Genomic DNA, 19,147 nt, shown 5'->3' on the forward strand with positions numbered 1-19,147 from the left:
GTGGTCCCGGGGAAGACCCCCCCCGGGAAACGGACCGGGCCGCCGCTTCCCGGGGGGTGGGGAGCGGCGGCCCGGTGGGGTACGGGCCGAGGGGAAGTCGGCCCGTGGGGGGAGGGGTCAGCCCATGTGGGGGTAGGTGTAGTCGGTCGGGGCGACCAGGGTCTCCTTGATGGCGCGGGTCAGGGTCCAGCGCATCAGGTTCTGCGGGGCGCCCGCCTTGTCGTCGGTGCCGGAGGCCCGCCCGCCGCCGAAGGGCTGCTGGCCGACGACCGCGCCGGTCGACTTGTCGTTGATGTAGAAGTTGCCGGCCGCGTAGCGCAGCTTGTCCATGGTGTACGCGGTGGCCGCGCGGTCGGCGGAGATCACCGAGCCGGTGAGGGCGTAGTCGGAGACCGACTCCATCTGCTCCAGCATCTCCTCGTACTTCTCGTCCTCGTAGACGTGCACGGCGAGGATCGGGCCGAAGTACTCGGTGCGGAAGATCTCGTTCTCCGGGTCGGAGCACTCGATGACGGTCGGGCGGACGAAGTAGCCGACCGAGTCGTCGTAGGAGCCGCCCGCGACGATCGTGCAGGTGGGGTCCTGCTTGGCGCGCTCGATGGCGGCCTTGTTCTTGGCGAAGGCGCGGTCGTCGATGAGGGCGCCGAGGAAGTTGGCGAGGTCGGTGACATCGCCCATGGTGAGGTAGTCGACCTCGGCGGCGAACTCCTCCTTGAAGCCGCTGTTCCAGAGGGAGGCCGGGATGTAGGCGCGGGAGGTGGCGCTGCACTTCTGGCCCTGGTACTCGAAGGCGCCCCGGGTCAGCGCGGTCTTGAGGACGGCACGGTCGGCGCTCGGGTGGGCGACCACGAAGTCCTTGCCGCCGGTCTCGCCGACGATCCGCGGGTAGGAGCGGTACTTCTCGATGTTGGCGCCGACCGTCTTCCACAGGTACTGGAAGGTCTTGGTCGAGCCGGTGAAGTGGATGCCCGCGAGGTCCCGGTGCTCCAGGGCGACCTCGGAGACGGCGATGCCGTCGCCGGTGACCAGGTTGATCACGCCCTTGGGCAGCCCGGCCTCCTCCAGCAGCCGCATCAGCAGCACGGCGGCGTGGGTCTGCGTCGGGGACGGCTTCCAGACCACGACGTTGCCCATCAGGGCGGGCGCGGTGGGCAGGTTGCCGGCGATGGCCGTGAAGTTGAACGGCGTGATCGCGTAGACGAAGCCCTCCAGCGGGCGGTGGTCGAGGCGGTTCCAGACGCCGGGCGAGTTCGCCGGGGGCTGCTCGGCCAGGATCTGGCGGGCGTAGGCGACATTGAAGCGCCAGAAGTCGACCAGCTCGCAGGGGGTGTCGATCTCGGCCTGCTGGGCGGTCTTGGACTGGCCCAGCATGGTGGAGGCGGCCAGCGTCTCGCGCCACGGTCCGGCGAGCAGTTCGGCGGCGCGCAGGATGATCGCGGCGCGGTCGTCGAAGGACGTCGCGCGCCAGGCGGGGGCGGCGGCGAGGGCCGCGTCGATGGCGTCGCGGGCGTCCTGGTGGGTGGCGTTGCGGTAGGTGCCGAGGACGGACTTGTGGTGGTGGGGCTGGACGACCTGGAAGAGGTCGCCGCCGCCCATCCGGCGCTCGCCGCCGATGGTCATCGTGAGGTCGAGCGGGTTCTCGGCCAGCTCCTTGAGCCTGACCTCCAGCCGGGCGCGCTCGGGAGAGCCGGGGGCATAGCCGTGCACCGGCTCGTTGACGGGGGTGGGGACCTGGGTCACAGCGTCCATGGGATCCGTAACTCCTTGTACGTGAGCGGGTGAACGGAAGAGCGGGTGCGGAAGGGTGAGGGGGGTGCTAGCCCTTGGTGATCATGCTGCGGGCGAAGAACCGCAGGTTGGCGGGCTTCTCGGCGAGCCGCCGCATGAAGTAGCCGTACCAGTCGGTGCCGTACGCCGTGTAGACGCGCATCCGGTGGCCCTCGGCGGCCAGCCGCAGATGCTCCTCGCCGCGGATGCCGTACAGCATCTGGAACTCGTACTCGTCGGGCTTGCGGCCCGCCCGGTGGGCGAGTTCCTGGGCGATGGAGATCAGCCGGGGGTCGTGGGAGCCGATCATCGGGTACCCCTCGCCCTCCATCAGGATCCGCAGGACGCGGACGTACGCCTTGTCGATCTCGTGCTTCTGCTGGTAGGCGACCTCGGCGGGCTCCTTGTAGGCGCCCTTGACCAGCCGGACCCGGCTGCCGGCGGCGGCGAGGCGGCGGGCGTCGGCCTCGGTGCGGAAGAGGTACGCCTGGATGACGCAGCCGGTCTCCGGGACGTCCTTGCGCAGCTCCTCGTGGATGGCGAACATCGAGTCGAGGGTGGTGTGGTCCTCGGCGTCCAGGGTGACGGTGGTGCCGATCCCGGCGGCGCGCTCGACGACGGGCCGGACGTTCGCGAGGGCGAGATGGTGCCCGCCCGGCAGCGCCTGTCCGAACATCGACAGCTTGACCGACATCTCGACGCGGTCGCCGAGGCCCAGCGGGGTGAGCCGGTCGATCAGCTCCAGATAGGCGTCCCGGGCGGCGGTGGCCTGCTCCGGGGTGGCGATGTCCTCGCCGACCACGTCCAGGGTCAGCTCCAGGCCCTGCCCGGTCAGCCGCTCGACGATCGGCACGATGTCGTCGACGCTCTCGCCGGGGATGAACCGGTCCACCACCTGCTTGGTGACCGGCGCCGCCGAGATCAGCCGGCGCATCCGGTCGCTGCGCGACGCGGCGAGAATCACGGGACCCAGCACGGGCACCTCCACACAACACACACTCAACAGACGGCCGTCGTCCGGGCTTCCGGGGACGGCACGGGGGGATCACCGTGAAACCTAGAGATCCCTTCGATCGTGGGCCATCGACAGACGTCACGCATCCGTGCCGCAGATCTCAGACAGATGTATGAAGGCCGCCCGTGGATGCGGCAGAATGCGGAGGGTGACACCGGAGTACGGCGACCACCGCGGCGACTACCAGGAGCTGGTCGACGAGCTGTCCGAGCTGCTCGGCGCCCCCGCCACCCTGGAGAACCGCGACTTCGAGCTGATCGCCTTCGGCGCCTACGACAGCGAGGAGGAGCTGGACCCCTCCGCACTGGACCCGGTCCGCACCCGCTCGATCGTCACCCGCCGCTCCACGGCCGCCGTCCGCACCTGGTTCGAGAGCTTCGGCATCACCCGGGCGACCGGCCCGGTCCGTATCCCGCCGACCCCCGAGGCCGGGGTGAACCGGGGACGGATCTGCCTCCCGGTACGCCATCGGGGTGTCGTCCTCGGCTATGTCTGGCTCCTGGACACCGACCCCGGCCCCTCCGACGCCCGGCTGACGGCGGCGATGGAGGTGGCCGGCCGGATCGGCGCCCTGCTCGCCGACGAGGCCCAGCACGGCGCCGACCTCACCCGGGAACTGCGGGCGGTGCTGACCGCGGAACGCGACTGGCAGCACGACATGGCGGTGGCGGAACTCCGTACCGCCCTCGGCACCCGGGCCACCGGTCCGCACACCCTGCTCTGCGTGGCCCCCTGGCCGTCCGCCGACCCCGACGACGCCCCCTCGGTCCGCACCCTCCCGGGCGCGACGGCCCGCTGCACCGTCCCCTGGGGCGCCGCCGCCCAGTCCCTGGCGGTCCTGATCAGACTGCGTACGACGGAGAACCTGGGCCCGGCGGTGTCGGCGGCCACCCGGCTCCTCGACCGCCCGGCGGACGCCCGTCCGGACGCCGGACCTCCCGCCGCCGGGATCGCCGCCCCGCTCACCGAGCTGGCCGGGCTGGGCATCGCCTGGCACCGGGCGACGGCCGCCGCCCGCGCCGCGCTCGCCGAACCCCGGCTCGGCCCGGTCGCCGAGTGGACCTCGATCGGCCCGTACCGGCTGCTGACGGCGCTGCCCCCGGACGCCGCCGACGATCCGGCCGTGGCGGCGCTGCTGACCCCGGCCCACCGCGACCTCGTGCGCACCGCCGAGACCTATCTCGACCGCGCGGGCCAGGCCGCCCGGACGGCGGCGGAGCTGGGCATCCACCGCCAGACCCTCTACTACCGGCTGTCCCGGGTGGAGCAGCTCACGGGCCTGGACCTGGACGACGGCGAGGACCGGCTGCTCCTGCACATGGCCCTCAAGGCCCGCCGACTGGGCTGACGTTCAGCGGGCCCGCTGCGCCGCCTCCATCAGCGCCCGCATCCCCTCGGTCAGTTCGTCCGCCGTCGGTGCCGTCTTCGGATCGAAGGCCCACTGGGCGATCACACCGGTCATCAGCGTCGAGCAGAGCTTGCCGAGGGTGTCGGCCTGGTCGTCGGGGATGTCCTCCTCGGGGACGTCCAGCAGGATGCCCATCAGCCCGCGCCCGGCCTCGCCCTGCGCCTGGGCCAGCCGTTCCCGGACCTCGGGCAGCCGGTCCCCCATGGTCAGCACCTCCATGGTGAGCCGCCAGACGGAGCCGGGGCCCATGGTGGCGATGATGCCGGACCAGACCTCCCCGAACCGTTCGAGGGAGCCGGGGGGGGTGCTGAACTCCCCGCTGTCCGGCCCGAACGCGTCGCCCGTCTCCCCCACCAGCGACAGATACGCCTGGGCGAGCAGCGCGTCCTTGGAGCCGTAGTGGTAGCCGATGGAGGCGAGGTTGGTCCCGGACTCCTTGACGATGTCGCGCGCGGTGGTGCGCGCGAAGCCCTTCTTCAGCAGACAGCGCTTGGCGCCTTCGAGCAGATCCTCACGGTGACCCATGCGGCCATAGTAAAGGGAGCACTATACGGCCGTATTAAACAAGCGTAATAAACACCCGTACTAGACAAGCGTTTAAGACGCCCGTACATTCCCTGCCATGACGACGACCCCGATGACGTCCGGGCATCCGCCCGCACCCCCCGCCCGCGCAGGCCGCCGGGAATGGACCGCGCTGGGCGTGCTGATGCTGCCGCTGATGCTGGTCTCGATGGATGTCTCGGTGCTGTACTTCGCGGTCCCCGCGATCAGCGCCGATCTGGCCCCGACCGGCACCCAGCAGCTCTGGATCTTCGACATCTACGCCTTCGCCGTGGCCGGTCTGCTGATGACCATGGGCTCGCTCGGCGACCGCATCGGCCGCCGCAGGCTGCTGCTGATCGGCGCCACCGCCTTCGGCCTGGCCTCCCTCGCCGCCGCCTACGCCCAGACCGCCGAGATGCTGATCGCCGCCCGCGCGCTCCTCGGCATCGGCGGCGCCACCCTGATGCCCTCCACGATGGCCCTGCTGCGCACCCTGTTCACCGACCCCGGCCAGCGGGCGAAGGCCATCGCCCTGTGGTCGACGGTGATGACGGCGGGCGTGGCACTGGGCTCGGTGATGAGCGGGGTACTGGTCGAGCACTTCTGGTGGGGCTCGGTCTTCCTGGTCAATCTCCCGGCGATGGCGCTGCTGCTCCTGGTCGGCCCCGTCCTGCTCCCCGAGGCCCGCGACCCCGACCCCGGCCGCTTCGACTGGATCAGCGTCCCCCTGTCCCTGGCCGCCGTGCTGCCGGTGATCCACGGCCTCAAGGAGATCGCCGCCGACGGCTGGAACCCCGGCCACGTCGTCTCGGTCACCGTCGGTCTGCTCTTCGCCGCGCTGTTCGTGCACCGCCAGCGCACCGCGCGCTCCCCGATGATCTCCCCCGCGCTCTTCCGGGGCCGGGGCTTCTCCGCCGCGCTCTCCCTCAATCTGATCGCGCTGTTCGGGATGATGGGCTCGGCGTACTTCACCACCCAGTACCTCCAGTCGGTCCTCGGCAAGAGCGCGCTGGAGGCGGCCCTGTGGGCGCTGCTCCCCTCGGTGCCGATCGCGGTCGCCGCCCCGACCGCCGCCGCGCTGGTGCAGAGGGGCGTCCACCGCGCCCGGGTCGTCACCGCCGGGTTCCTCATCGCCGCGACCGGCTACGCCCTGCTCGCCCTGGCCGGCACCGACTCCCTCTGGCTGGTGCTGGCCGCGTGCGGGGTCCTCGCCTCCGGCATCACCGTCGCCCTGTCCCAGATGGTCGACCTGGCCCTCGGCACGGTTCCGGTGGCCCGCGCCGGTTCGGCGTCCTCGCTGCTGGAGACCGCGGCCGAGTTCGGCGGCGCCCTCGGCATGGCCGTCCTCGGCTCCATCGGGACGGCGGTCTACCGCGATGCGATGCCGGCTGGTGCCGCGCCCGAGGCCCGGGAGACCCTGGGCGGCGCCCTGGCCGTCGCCGCCCGGCTCCCCGCGGAGGCGTCCGACGCCCTGACCGCGGCGGCGCGGACGGCGTTCACGGACGGGATGCGGGCGGCGGCCGTGGCGGCGGCGGTGCTGCTGGTGGGGGCGGCGGCGCTGGCGACGGTGGCGCTGCGGAACGTACGGCCCGGGGACACGAAGGCGCCGGACGAACCGAGTCTCCTCGGCTCGTCCGGCGCTTGAGGACGGGGCCCTTCAGGGCCGCAGCGGGACCCGGGGGCGGCAGCCCCCGGCCCGGCGCTCACCTCAGGATCAGGAGAGGTTCACCGACCGGGCGGACGTCGCGCCGATCTCCGCCGAGACCTCCGCCAGCACCCCGGGCGCCACCGTGTCGTCGACGGTCAGCACGGCCAGTGCCTCCCCGCCCACCGCCGCGCGGGCGACCTGCATCCCGGCGATGTTGATCCCGGCCTCGCCGAGGATCCGGCCGACGGTGCCGACGACACCGGGACGGTCCTCGTAGCGCAGCACGACCATGTGGTCCGCGAGGGCGAGATCGACGTCGTACTCCCCGACGGCGACGATCTTCTGGTGGTGCTTGGGACCGGCGAGCGTGCCGGACACGGACACCTCCTCGCCGCTGCCGAGCGTGCCGCGCACGGTGACCACATTGCGGTGGTCCGGCGACTCGGAGGAGGTGGTCAGCCGCACCTCGACGCCACGCTCCTGGGCGAACAGCGGGGCGTTGACGTAGGACACCGTCTCGGCGACGACATCCTCGAAGACACCCTTGAGCGCGGAGAGTTCGAGCACCTTCACATCGTGCTGGGTGATCTCGCCGTAGACCTCGACATCGAGGCGGACGGCGACCTCACCGGCGAGCGCGGTGAAGATCCGGCCGAGCCGCTCGGCGAGCGGCAGCCCCGGCTTGACGTCCTCCGCGATGACCCCGCCCTGCACGTTCACCGCGTCCGGGACCAGCTCACCGGCGAGGGCGAGCCGCACCGAGCGGGCGACGGCGATACCGGCCTTCTCCTGGGCCTCGTCGGTGGAGGCACCGAGGTGCGGGGTGGCGACGACCTGGTCGAACTCGAACAGCGGCGAGTCCGTGCACGGCTCCTTGGTGTACACATCGAGCCCGGCACCGGCGACCCGGCCCTCCTTGAGGGCGGAGTACAGCGCCTCCTCGTCGACGATCCCGCCGCGCGCGGCGTTCACGATCCGCACGGTCGGCTTGACCTTGCGCAGCGCCTCGTCCCCGATGAGACCGAGGGTCTCGGGGGTCTTGGGGAGGTGGACGGTGATGAAGTCGGAGACTTCGAGCAGCTCGTCCAGGGAGAGGACCTTGACGCCCATCTGCGCGGCCCGCGCGGGCTGGACATAGGGGTCGTAGGCGACGACCTTCATCCCGAAGGCGCTCATCCGCTGGGCGACCAGCGCGCCGATCCGGCCGAGGCCTACGACACCGAGGGTCTTCTCGGCCAGCTCGACGCCGGTGTACTTGCTGCGCTTCCACTCGCCCTGCTTGAGGGCGGCGTTGGCCTGCGGGATGTTGCGGGCGGTGGCCAGGATCAGACCGCAGGCCAGTTCGGCGGCGGTCACGATGTTGGAGGTCGGGGCGTTGACGACCATCACACCGGCCTTGGTGGCGGCGGAGACGTCGACATTGTCCAGACCGACCCCGGCGCGGGCGACGACCTTCAGCTTCTTCGCGGCGGCGATGGCCTCGGCGTCGACCTTGGTCGCGGAACGGATCAGGATCGCGTCGACGTCGGCGATGGCGGGGAGCAGCTCGGCGCGGTCCGCGCCGTTGCAGTGCCGGATCTCGAAGTCGGGGCCGAGGGCGTCGACGGTGGCGGGCGACAGCTCTTCGGCGATGAGTACGACGGGGTTCGAGCTCACGTGAGTCCTCACATGTCCGATGCGGACGGCCGTCCCGACGGCCGCAGGCGGTGGAGGGGGAGCACACCGGGCTGGGCCGGTGTCGCTCGGCCGCGTGGAAGACGCACGACGCTGTGGGCCTGACGCGTATGTAGTACGGCAGTGTATCGGCGCGGCACCGGGCGTCTTGCGCCTTGGCGGAAGGATCACCCGGACGGGAAGCGACAGTGTGTATGAGTTCCTGACGGGTCCGGGCGACCGCGCGTGGCGGCGCCCCGGTCTCGGGGCGCCGCCACGGAACGGGATACGGCTCAGGCGTCCTCGTTCACCCAGGACATCAGCTTGCGCAGCTCCTTGCCGGTGGTCTCCAGCAGGTGCTCGGAGTCCTGCTGCTTGTACTCGTTGTACTTCTTCAGACCGCCGTGGTACTCGTCCATCCAGTTCTGCGCGAAGGTGCCGTCCTGGATCTCGGTGAGGACCTTCTTCATCTCGGCCTTGGTGGCGTCGGTGATGATCCGCGGGCCGGTGACGTAGTCGCCCCACTCGGCGGTCTCGGAGACCGACCAGCGCATCTTCTCCAGGCCGCCCTCGTACATCAGGTCGACGATCAGCTTCAGCTCGTGGAGGCACTCGAAGTAGGCGATCTCCGGCTGGTAACCGGCCTCGACCAGGGTCTCGAAACCGGCCTTGACCAGGGCGGACGTACCGCCACAGAGGACCGCCTGCTCGCCGAAGAGGTCGGTCTCGGTCTCCTCGGTGAAGGTGGTCTTGATGACCCCGGCGCGGGTGCCGCCGATGCCCTTGGCGTAGGACAGGGCGAGCGCGAAGGCGTTGCCGGTGGCGTCCTGCTCGACGGCGGCGATGCAGGGGACGCCGCGGCCCTCCTCGTACTGGCGGCGGACCAGGTGGCCGGGGCCCTTGGGGGCGACCATGCAGACGTCGACACCGGCGGGGGCCTTGATGAAGCCGAAGCGGATGTTGAAGCCGTGGCCGAAGAACAGCGCGTCGCCGTCCTTCAGGTTCGGGGCGATGGACTCCTCGTAGACCTGGCCCTGGATGGGGTCCGGGACGAGGATCATGATGACGTCGGCCTCGGCGGCGGCCTCGGCGGGGGTGACCACGCGCAGGCCCTGCTCCTCAGCCTTGGCCTTGGACTTGGAGCCCTCGTGCAGACCGACACGGACGTCGACACCCGAGTCGCGCAGCGACAGCGCGTGGGCGTGGCCCTGGCTGCCGTATCCGATGACCGCGACCTTGCGGCCCTGGATGATGGACAGGTCGGCGTCGGCGTCGTAGAACAGCTCGGCCACTTTGGGTTCTCTCCTTGGGGTGCAGATGGTGCGTCCCACCGTATGACGGCGGGGGGAGGGGAAGTTTCGGGGTCTCGGAATACGGGCGGCGGCGGGGTTTCCCCTGGGCCGCCCGCTCCCGTGTCTACGCGGACCGGTCCAGGGCGCGCAGCGACCGGTCGGTGATGGAACGGGCGCCGCGGCCGATCGCGATCGTGCCGGACTGGACCAGTTCCTTGATGCCGAAGGGTTCCAGCATCTTCAGCATGGCCTCCAGCTTGTCGCTGGAGCCGGTGGCCTCGATGGTCACGGCCTCCGGGGAGACGTCCACGGTCTTGGCGCGGAAGAGCTGGACGATCTCGACGATCTGGGAGCGCGTCTCGTTGTCGGCGCGGACCTTCACCAGAACGAGTTCGCGCTGCACCGCCGAGCCGGGTTCCAGCTCGACGATCTTCAGCACGTTCACCAGCTTGTTGAGCTGCTTGGTGACCTGTTCGAGGGGGAGTTCCTCCACGCCCACCACGATGGTGATGCGGGAGATGTCGGGGTGCTCGGTGACGCCGACGGCGAGGGAGTCGATGTTGAAGCCGCGGCGGGAGAACAGGGCGGCGATCCGGGCGAGGATGCCGGGGGTGTTCTCCACCAGGACGGAGAGGGTGTGCTTGGACATGGTCGTGAGGTTCTCTCTCGCTCGGTCTCGCTCAGTCGTCTTCGCTGTCGCCGAAGTCGGGGCGGACGTCCCGGGCGGCCATGATCTCGTCGTTGGAGGTGCCGGCGGCGACCATCGGCCAGACCATCGCGTCCTCGTGGACGACGAAGTCGACGACGACCGGGCGGTCGTTGATCGCGTTGGCCTCCTCGATGACCTTGTCCAGGTCCTCGGGGGACTCGCAGCGCAGGCCCACACAGCCCATGGCCTCGGACAGCTTCACGAAGTCCGGCACGCGGGTGCCCTTGGCCTGCGGGTTGACGTCGTCGGGGCCGGAGTGCAGCACGGTGTTGGAGTAGCGCTGGTTGTAGAACAGGGTCTGCCACTGGCGGACCATCCCGAGGGCGCCGTTGTTGATGATGGCGACCTTGATCGGGATGTTGTTCAGGGCGCAGGTGGTGAGTTCCTGGTTGGTCATCTGGAAGCAGCCGTCGCCGTCGATGGCCCAGACGGTCCGGCCGGGGACCCCGGCCTTGGCGCCCATGGCGGCGGGCACGGCGTAGCCCATGGTCCCGGCACCGCCGGAGTTCAGCCAGGTCGCGGGCTGCTCGTACTGGATGAAGTGCGCGGCCCACATCTGGTGCTGGCCGACGCCCGCGGCGAAGATCGTGTCCTCGGGGGCCAACTGGCCGATGCGCTCGATGACCTGCTGCGGGGAGAGCGAGCCGTCGGCGGGCTGGTCGTAGCCGAGGGGGTAGGTCTCGCGCCAGCGGCCGAGATCCTTCCACCAGGCGGTGTAGTCGCCCTGGTGGCCGTCGGCGTGCTCCTTCTGGACGGCCTGGACCAGATCGGCGATGACCTCGCGGGCGTCCCCGACGATCGGGACGTCGGCGGCGCGGTTCTTGCCGATCTCCGCCGGGTCGATGTCGGCGTGCACGATCTTGGCGTGGGGGGCGAAGCTGTCCAGCTTGCCGGTGACGCGGTCGTCGAAGCGGGCACCCAGGGCGACGATCAGGTCGGCCTTCTGGAGCGCGGTGACGGCGGTGACCGATCCGTGCATGCCCGGCATTCCCACGTGCAGCGGGTGGCCGTCGGGGAATGCGCCGAGCGCCATCAGGGTGGTGGTGACGGGCGCTCCGGTGAGTTCGGCGAGGACCTTCAGCTCGGCGGTGGCGTGGGCCTTGATGACGCCGCCGCCGACGTAGAGGGCGGGCCGCTTGGCGCCGGTGATCAGCTTGGCGGCCTCGCGGATCTGCTTGGCGTGCGGCTTGGTGACCGGGCGGTAGCCGGGCAGGTCCATGACCGGCGGCCAGGAGAAGGTGGTGCGGGCCTGGAGGGCGTCCTTGGCGATGTCGACCAGGACCGGGCCGGGGCGGCCGGTGGCGGCGATGTGGAACGCCTGGGCGATGATCCGGGGGATGTCCTCGGCCTTGGTGACCAGGAAGTTGTGCTTGGTGATCGGCATGGTGATGCCGACGATGTCCGCCTCCTGGAAGGCGTCCGTGCCGATCGCCTTGGAGGCGACCTGGCCGGTGATCGCCACCATCGGCACCGAGTCCATGTGGGCGTCGGCGATCGGGGTGACCAGGTTGGTGGCGCCGGGTCCCGAGGTGGCCATGCAGACGCCGACCTTGCCGGTGGCCTGGGCGTAGCCGGTGGCGGCGTGCCCGGCGCCCTGCTCGTGGCGGACCAGGACGTGGCGGACCTTGGTGGAGTCCATCAGCGGGTCGTACGCGGGAAGGATCGCACCACCGGGAATGCCGAATACCGTGTCGGCCCCGACCTCCTCAAGCGAGCGGATGAGGGACTGCGCACCCGTGACGTGCTCGGGGGCGGACGGCTGTCCTCCGGATCGGGGCCGCGGCTGCGGATGATGGGCCCCGGTGGCCTGCTCGGTCATCGGCATTCTCTTCTCGATGCTGAGGGTTTTTGCGAGGTTTGTACGGTGTACGGCTGCTGTGCGGCTGCTGTACGGCAGGTTCTGGTGCAACAAAAAACCCCTCGTGCCGAAAGGCAAGCGAGGGGAGCGCGCCGGGTGTGGTCGCTGGGTTTCCGGATTTCGATCCGGTGATTCCCAGCTCAGCCGACGCGCTGTCCAAGTACGAGAATTCGGGTGCGCATGGCACAGACCCTCTCCCTCGCACACACTCACTGTCAAGCGGGTGGGATGGGAGTCTCATGATGTGAGCGCAGTGCCGATCCGCCGCCGAACACCGCCGCGACCCCCGGCCCGCCGTACATCCCGGCGCCGCTGCTCTCCATGGCCCGCTCGCCGCGCGCCCCCGCGTAGGCGGGTTCGGCCGGGGAGTGGGGCGGCGGGCACTGGCCCGAGGACAGGGCCCGGCGCAGCCGGTACTCGTCCAGCGGGCCCGAGAACGCCATCCCCTGTCCGTGCGTGCACCCCATCGCGCGCAGCGCCACCGCCTGCTCCGGCAGATCCACCCCGTCCGCCACGGACTGCATTCCCAGATCACCGGCGATCCGCAGCAGCCCGGCGGTGATCTTGTGCAGCCGGGCGGACTCCACGACCCCCTCGACCAGGGTGCGGTCGAGTTTGACGAGGTCCAGCGGGAGCCTGCCGAGGACGGTGGCGGGGGCGCAGCCGGTGCCGTAGCCGTCGAGGGCGATCCGGACGCCGAGCCTTCTGAGGGCGGCCAGCCGCCGCTCCAGCTCCTCCAGGGAGCCGCTGGCCTCCGGATCGCACAGCTCGATCTGGAGCGCCCCGGGCGCCAGCCCGTGCCGGGTGAGCAGCGTCTCGATGGAGCCGAGCGGGGTGGAGCGGTCCAGCAGGCGGCGGGCGCTCAGCCGGACCGCGACCGGCACCGCGAGTCCGTTCGCGGTGCGCTCGGCGGCCTGCTCGACGGCCTCCTGGAGCATCCACCGGCCCAGCTCGGCGGTCCGGTCGCCGTCCGCGGCCACCCGCAGGAACTCCGCGGGGGTGAACAGCACCCCCTGCGAGGAGCGCCAGCGCGCCTGTGCGGCGACCGCGGTGATCCGCCCGTCCTCCAGCCGCGCCACCGGCTGGTGCAGCAGGGTGAACTCCCCGTCGTGCAGCGCGGCCCGCAGCCGGGTGGCCAGCTCCGCCTTGCGGACGACGTCCTGCTGCATCTGGGGTTTGTACAGCTCGACGCGGCCCTTGCCGGCCGATTTCGCCCGGTACATCGCGAGGTCGGCGTTGCGCAGCAGCTCCCCCGCCCCGAGGCCCGGTTCGGCGAAGGCGACGCCGATGGAGGCGGCCACCCGGACGTCGTTGCCATCGATGTCGTAGGGCTGGGAGAGGGTCAGTCTGAGGCGGTCGGCCAGTTCCAGGATGTGGCGCTCGCGGGCCGCGCGGTCGCGGGTGGCGTCGCCGACGATCAGGGCCGCGAACTCGTCGCCGCCGAGGCGGGCGGCGGTGTCGGTCTGGCGGACCGCGTCCTGGAGCCTGCGGGCGGCGTGCACCAGCAGTTCGTCACCGGCCTGGTGGCCGATGGTGTCGTTGACGGCCTTGAAGCCGTCGAGGTCGATGAAGAGCACCGCCGTGTTGCGCAGCGCCGGGCCGCGGTCGGAGGTGCGGCGGCCGGACAGGGCCTGCTGGACGCGCCGGGTGAACAGGGCGCGGTTGGGCAGGTCGGTGAGCGGGTCGTGCTCGGCGTTGTGCTGCAACTGGGCCTGGAGGCGGACGCGCTCGGTGACGTCCCGGCTGTTGAAGATCAGGCCGCCGTGGTGGCGGTTGACGGTGGACTCGACGTTCAGCCAGTCGCCGCCGCCGGAGCGGAAGCGGCACTCGATCCGGGTGATGGGTTCTTCGAGCGGGTTGGCGGTCAGGAAGCGGCGCACCTCGTGCACCACGCAGCCCAGGTCGTCCGGGTGGATCAGCTCGGCCAGCTCGCTGCCCACCAGGTCCTCCGCGGGCCGCCCGTAGACGCCCGCGGCGGCCGGGGAGACATAGCGGAGCGTCCCGGCGGGGGTGGCGATCATGATGACGTCGCTGGAGCTCTGGACCAGGGAGCGGAAGTGGTTCTCCTTGTGGGCCAGTTCCTGGGTGAGGGTGATGTTGTCCAGCAGCATGATCCCCTGGCGGACCACCAGCGCCAGCACCACCGTGCCCCCGGTGAAGAGGACCACGCGGTCGACGCTGCGGCCGTTGAGGACGTTGTAGAGGATGCCCAGGGTGCAGACCGCCGCCGCCAGATAGGGCGTGAGGGCGGCCAGCGAGCCGGTGATGGGGCGGGTGGCCGGATAGCGGCCGTGCTGCTCGGCGGGCGGCAGCGGGGGGCGCGCTCCCGGGGCCGGGGGGCGCGCCCCCCGCGGGTGGGCCTCGGCGGCGCGGCGGGCGCAGCGGACCGTGGCCCAGGGGGCGTAGGCCAGCAGTACCGAGCCGGCGAACCAGCCCGCGTCGAGGAGCTGGCCCGAGCGGTAGTTGCTGTGCAGCAGCGGTGAGGTGAACAGGGCGTCGCACATGACCGTCAGGGCCAGGGCGCCGATCGCGGTGTTGATGGCCGAGCGGTTGGCGCCGGTGCGCCGGAAGTGCAGCGCGAGGACCATGCTGACCAGCGCGATGTCCAGCAGCGGGTAGGCGAGGGAGAGCGCGGTGTGGGCGACGCCGGCGCCGCCGGAGCTGGCGGTCTGGGCGAGGGCGAGGCTCCAGGACAGGGTGAGCAGCGAGCCGCCGATCAGCCAGGCGTCCAGTCCGAGGCAGACCCACCCGGCCCGGGTCACCGGCCGTTTGGCCAGGACCAGCAGTCCGACGATGGCGGGCGGCGCGAAGCAGAGGAAGAACACATCCGCCGAGCTGGGGGTGGGGACCGGGCGGTCGAGGACCACCTCGTACCAGCCCCAGACCAGGTTGCCCATGGCGGCCATCGCCGAGGAGAGGGCGAACAGCAGCCAGGCGGCTCGAAAGCGGACCCGGCGGGTGCGGGCGTAGAGGAAGCAGGAGACGGCCGCAGCACCGGCGGCGGCGCTCAGTCCGAAGTCGCCCATGATCAGGGCGACTTGCTCGGAGCCCCAGCCGAGGGCGGAGCCGACGCCGTAGCCCGCGCAGACGACGGCCAGGGCGAGCTGGTGGAGGGTGCTCCAGCCGCCGCCGAGGGCCGGCGGGGCGGGGCGGGGCCTCGGTACGGACGGGGGGCGCGGCCCTGCGTCGAGGGCGGCCGTGGGAGGTGACAGCGAGTTCACCGGGGCCTCCCGGTCCGTGCCGCCGCGGGGTCCCGCGGGTCCCGGAGTGCGCCGTTCCTTCGGTCGCCATGCCTGCGGTGGTGGCAGTGATGGCCGCCGTGTCCCGTGTGATGCCCGCGTCTGTGCGCGGCCGTGCGCCAGGGCCGTCGCCGGCGGCCTCGCCGCGTCGGATGGTTCGTCCATAGGCCGTGCATCGCCCGTCGCCCCCCTCGCAGTCTGAAATGTCCATCCCCGGCGCCGAACGGCGCCCGGCGCAGCCCCTGTCCGGGACGATACACCAGTCTCGTCACTCAGGGACATAGCTTCTCTACGCTCTGTGACGACCAGCGGCGATGCGGGCACGGACCGCTTCCGGGGGACTGCGGAGGGTGCGCGAAGCGGGGTCCGGGCCCGCGTGCGGGGGTCGCGGGCCCGGCGGGCTGTACCCGTCAACCCACCTTTGCCTGACGCCGGTTGGCCGGATCCACGGGTGAAGTCCCGGTGATCCGGGGGCGGTCGGGCGGTGAGCGGTCGGGGATCGGGCGGTGGGTCGGTGAGCGGGTGCCGGGAGGTTACGTCGTAAGGATCACGTTCGCCAGGGGCTCGCGGTTCACATAGCGGGTCACCTGGTCGACCAGCAGCCGCCGGGCACGCGGCAGGAACGCGGAGGTGGGGCCGCCGACATGGGGGCTGATGAGCACGCCCGGCGCCCGCCACAGCGGGTGCTCGGGCGGCAGCGGCTCAGGGTCGGTGACATCGAGGGCGGCGGTGATCCGCCCGCTCTCCAGCTCGGCCAGCAGGGCCTTGGTGTCCACCACCCCGCCCCGGGCGATGTTCACCAGCAGCGCCCCGTCCCGCATCCCCGCCAGAAACGTTTCGTCGACCAGGCCGCGGCTGCTGTCGTTGAGGGGCGTGGACAGGATCACCACATCCGCTCGCGGAAGCAGAGCGGGCAGTTCGGTGAGTGGATGCACGGGACCGCGTTCGGTTGTGCGCCCGGAGCGCGCGACGCGCACGACCCGCGCGGGTTCAAACGGTGTGAGCCGGTCCTCGATGGCGGCACCGATGGACCCGTACCCCACGATCAGTACCGTCCGGTCGGCGAGGGCGGGGCGGAAGCCGCCGAGCCACTCGCCCCGGTCCTGGGCCCGCACGAAGTCCGGGATGCCGCGCAGCGAGGCCAGGATCAGGGCCAGCGTCAGCTCGGCGGTGCTCGCCTCGTGGACCCCGCGCGCGTTGCACAGCCGTACACCGGGGCGCAGATGCCTCAGGCCGGGCTCCACATGGTCGACACCGGCGGACAGCGTCTGCACCACCTCCAGCGCGCGCATCGCGGGCATCGGGCGCAGGGCGATCCCGGGCGGCTTCATATAGGGCACGACGTAGAACACGCAGTCGGCCGGGTCCCCCGGGTACTCGTCACCGCCGTTCCAGTAGCGGTAGTCGGGTCCCTCCGGGAGCCCTTCGATGTCGTCCGGGGGGAGGGAGAGCCATATCTGTGCGCGGTTCATGGTCAGGAGGCTAGAGGCTGTCGCCGGATTCCTCTCCCCCGGGCGGCGTCGGGGGCGGGCGCGGGCAGAGGTTAGGTTGGGTGCCGCGGACAGGGAGGGTTACGGGCAGGTGGAGCGCAGGACGATCGGCGCGGCGGCGCTCGCGGTGGGGGCCGTCGGACTCGGGTGCATGCCGATGAGCTGGGGGTACAGCTCCTCCCGGCAGCGGGGGGACACATCGCTGAGGGCCGTGCACCGGGCCCTGGATCTGGGCGCGAATCTGCTGGACACGGCCGATATGTACGGCCCCTTCACCAATGAGCTGCTGCTGGGGCGGGTGCTGCGGGAGCGCCGCGCGGAGGCGTTCGTCTCCACCAAGGTGGGGCTGCTGGTCGGCGAGCAGCACATCGTGGCCAATGGGCGGCCCGGCTATGTGCGGCGGGCCTGTGACGCCTCGCTGCGGCGGCTCCAGACCGATGTCATCGACCTCTACCAGTTGCACCGCCCCGATCCCGAGGTCCCCGTCGAGGAGACCTGGGGTGCGATGGCGGACCTGGTGCGGGCCGGGAAGGTGCGCGCGCTGGGCTTCTGCGCGGTGGGCGCGCGGGGCGGCCGGCGCACCGGGGGGACGGGGCTGTACGACACCACGATCCGCCAGCTCGGGCGGGTGCAGCAGGTGTTCCCGGTGAGCGCGGTCGAGGCGGAGCTGTCGGTGTGGTCGCCGGAGGCGCTGGAGGCGCTGCTGCCGTGGTGCGCCGCCCGGGGCGTGGGCCTGCTCGCGGCGATGCCACTGGGGAACGGTTTCCTCACCGGCACCCTGACGCCGGGCGAGGGTTTCGAGCCGGACGACATGCGGGCCCGGCACCCGCGCTTCACCGCCGAGATGATGGCCGCCAACCAGCCGATCGTCGCCGGGCTGCGGCGGATCGCCGCCCGGCACGGGCCGCAGGCGACCCCGGCGCAGGTGGCCCTGGCCTGGACGCTGGCCCAGGGGCCCCAGGTGATCCCGGTGCCGGGCACGAAGCGGGAGCGGTGGGTGGCGGAGAACGCCGGGGCGGCCGAGCTGCGGCTGACCCCGCGCGACCTGGCGGAGCTGGAGGGGCTGCCGGGGGCTCGGGGGTCGTGGGAGTGAGGGGACGGAGAGTGCGCGGGGGGGGCGTGGGGGTAGTGGGCGTGAGGGGACGGCGGGGGCGTGGGGGGCGTGGGGGCTCGGGGGTCGTGGGAATGAGGGGGGGACGGCTGCGGAGGGTGCGTGGATTTCTTGATCGGGAACCTGTGGGGCGCGAGCGGTGTATGACAAGGAGGGACCGCGAGGGAAGTGGCGGGGCAGGGGCCGGGAAGAGGCCGAGCCGACCCGCGTCGAAGGGATCTGATCGTGCGACGTCATGCTGTGACGGCCGTGCTGGCCGCGACCGCGCTGCTGCTGACGGCCGGCTGCACCTCCGACGACCCGGGGGCCGCCTCCCCGCCGAGTACGACGGGCGGCGCGACGGGCCCGAGCCCCGGGGCGGGCTCGGGGTCACCGTCCGGGCCCGCCTCCGACGCCCCGCCGCCCGCCAAGGGCTCGGCGGACGTGGTGCGCACGGTCGCGGAGGGCCTGGACAGCCCCTGGGGCGTCGCCCCGGTCCCGGGGGACGGCGGGCTGCTGGTCTCCTCGCGCGACGAGGCGACGATCTCCCTGATCGACACCGGGACCGGGCAGCGGACGGAGGTGGGCGAGGTGCCGGGCGTCGCCCCGGCGGGCGAGGGTGGGCTGATGGGCCTGGCCCTCTCCCCCGACTTCGCCTCGGACCGCATGATCTACGCGTACTTCACCTCCACCGGGGACAACCGGGTGGTGCGGATGCTCTATGACCCCGAGGAGCCGGCCGGCCAGCAGCTCGGCGCCCCGGACACGGTCTTCCGGGGCATCCCCAAGGGCCTGACCCACAACGGCGGCCGGATCGCCTTCGGCCCGGACAGGATGCTGTACGTGGCCACGGGCGAGGCCGGGGACACCGGGCTGTCCCAGCAGCGGGACTCCCTGGGCGGCAAGATCCTGCGGATGACCCCGGAGGGCGAGCCCGCGCCGGGCAACCCGTTCCCCGACTCGACGGTCTACACCCTGGGGCACCGCAATGTGCAGGGTCTCGCCTGGGACGCCGAACAGCGCCTCTTCGCCGCCGAGTTCGGCCAGGACACCTGGGACGAGCTGAACGCGATCGAGCCCGGCGCCAACTACGGCTGGCCCGAGGTCGAGGGCGAGGCGGACGACAGCCGGTTCCGGAATCCGCTGGCCCAGTGGGGCACGGACGACGCCTCCCCCAGCGGGATCGCCTTCGCCGAGGGGTCGATCTGGATGGCCGGTCTGGGCGGCGAGCGGCTCTGGCGCATTCCGCTGGACGGCACGGAGGCCGCAGCGGAGCCCCAGTCGTTCCTGGAGGGCGAGTACGGGCGGCTGCGGACGGTGGTGGCGGCAGGGGACGGGAGACTCTGGGTGGTGACGAGCGAGACGGACGGTCGGGGGTCTCCTGGGGAGGGGGATGACCGGATTCTGGAGGTGAAGGTGCGGTAGGGCGCGG

Annotated in this window: 13 protein-coding genes; 4 read left to right on the top strand and 9 right to left on the bottom strand. The window is 71.8% G+C overall.

What is annotated here, in order from left to right:
* Nucleotides 1-117: 117 nt before the first annotated feature.
* Both pruA and AB0O01_RS24035 read right to left on the bottom strand, forming a co-directional pair.
* The gene (pruA, locus tag AB0O01_RS24030; RefSeq protein WP_365316294.1) at nt 118-1,749 is read right to left on the bottom strand and encodes an L-glutamate gamma-semialdehyde dehydrogenase; all 1,632 of its coding nucleotides are present in this window, start codon (nt 1,747-1,749) and stop codon (nt 118-120) included.
* A gap of 67 nt (nt 1,750-1,816) precedes the next feature.
* Nucleotides 1,817-2,743, bottom strand: coding sequence for a proline dehydrogenase family protein (locus tag AB0O01_RS24035; protein WP_365316296.1), 927 nt, complete (start codon nt 2,741-2,743; stop codon nt 1,817-1,819).
* Nucleotides 2,744-2,930: 187 nt separating this feature from the next.
* Between AB0O01_RS24035 and AB0O01_RS24040 the strand changes: the two genes are divergently transcribed.
* Nucleotides 2,931-4,130: a helix-turn-helix domain-containing protein gene (locus tag AB0O01_RS24040; RefSeq protein WP_365316298.1), complete on the top strand. Its 1,200-nt coding sequence runs from the start codon at nt 2,931-2,933 to the stop codon at nt 4,128-4,130.
* A gap of 3 nt (nt 4,131-4,133) precedes the next feature.
* Here AB0O01_RS24040 and AB0O01_RS24045 read toward each other — a convergent pair whose 3' ends face one another.
* Entirely contained in the window at nt 4,134-4,715 is a 582-nt protein-coding gene (locus AB0O01_RS24045) for a TetR/AcrR family transcriptional regulator (protein ID WP_365316299.1), read from the bottom strand.
* Nucleotides 4,716-4,812: 97 nt separating this feature from the next.
* On the opposite strand from AB0O01_RS24045, the gene AB0O01_RS24050 reads away from it, so the two are divergent.
* Complete coding sequence (locus AB0O01_RS24050) at nt 4,813-6,381, top strand: MFS transporter (protein WP_365316300.1); 1,569 nt, start codon at nt 4,813-4,815, stop codon at nt 6,379-6,381.
* A 69-nt stretch (nt 6,382-6,450) separates the two neighbouring features.
* Here the strand turns inward: AB0O01_RS24050 and serA are convergent, their stop codons facing one another.
* The 6 genes from serA to AB0O01_RS24080 all read right to left on the bottom strand — a co-directional run bounded on the left by serA (nt 6,451) and on the right by AB0O01_RS24080 (nt 16,607).
* Nucleotides 6,451-8,040 (bottom strand): phosphoglycerate dehydrogenase, encoded by a 1,590-nt coding sequence (serA, locus tag AB0O01_RS24055; RefSeq protein ID WP_365316301.1) that lies wholly within the window; start codon nt 8,038-8,040, stop codon nt 6,451-6,453.
* Nucleotides 8,041-8,330: 290 nt separating this feature from the next.
* Entirely contained in the window at nt 8,331-9,329 is a 999-nt protein-coding gene (ilvC, locus tag AB0O01_RS24060; RefSeq protein WP_365316303.1) for a ketol-acid reductoisomerase, read from the bottom strand.
* A gap of 124 nt (nt 9,330-9,453) precedes the next feature.
* On the bottom strand, nt 9,454-9,978 hold the full coding sequence (gene ilvN / locus AB0O01_RS24065; RefSeq protein WP_355743970.1) for an acetolactate synthase small subunit: 525 nt from the start codon (nt 9,976-9,978) through the stop codon (nt 9,454-9,456).
* Nucleotides 9,979-10,009: 31 nt separating this feature from the next.
* Nucleotides 10,010-11,857 (bottom strand): acetolactate synthase large subunit, encoded by a 1,848-nt coding sequence (locus AB0O01_RS24070; RefSeq protein WP_365316305.1) that lies wholly within the window; start codon nt 11,855-11,857, stop codon nt 10,010-10,012.
* Nucleotides 11,858-12,111: 254 nt separating this feature from the next.
* Nucleotides 12,112-15,108 (bottom strand): EAL domain-containing protein, encoded by a 2,997-nt coding sequence (locus AB0O01_RS24075; protein ID WP_365316452.1) that lies wholly within the window; start codon nt 15,106-15,108, stop codon nt 12,112-12,114.
* Nucleotides 15,109-15,668: 560 nt separating this feature from the next.
* Nucleotides 15,669-16,607, bottom strand: coding sequence for a 2-hydroxyacid dehydrogenase (locus tag AB0O01_RS24080; RefSeq protein WP_365316307.1), 939 nt, complete (start codon nt 16,605-16,607; stop codon nt 15,669-15,671).
* Between the two features lie 109 nt (nt 16,608-16,716).
* Here AB0O01_RS24080 and AB0O01_RS24085 point away from each other — a divergent pair, with 109 nt between their 5' ends.
* Nucleotides 16,717-17,718: an aldo/keto reductase gene (locus tag AB0O01_RS24085; RefSeq protein WP_365316309.1), complete on the top strand. Its 1,002-nt coding sequence runs from the start codon at nt 16,717-16,719 to the stop codon at nt 17,716-17,718.
* A gap of 237 nt (nt 17,719-17,955) precedes the next feature.
* Entirely contained in the window at nt 17,956-19,140 is a 1,185-nt protein-coding gene (locus AB0O01_RS24090; protein ID WP_365316454.1) for a PQQ-dependent sugar dehydrogenase, read from the top strand.
* Nucleotides 19,141-19,147 lie beyond the last annotated feature (7 nt).

Source organism: Streptomyces sp. NPDC093252 (genome assembly GCF_040683675.1).
Taxonomy (GTDB): domain Bacteria; phylum Actinomycetota; class Actinomycetes; order Streptomycetales; family Streptomycetaceae; genus Streptomyces.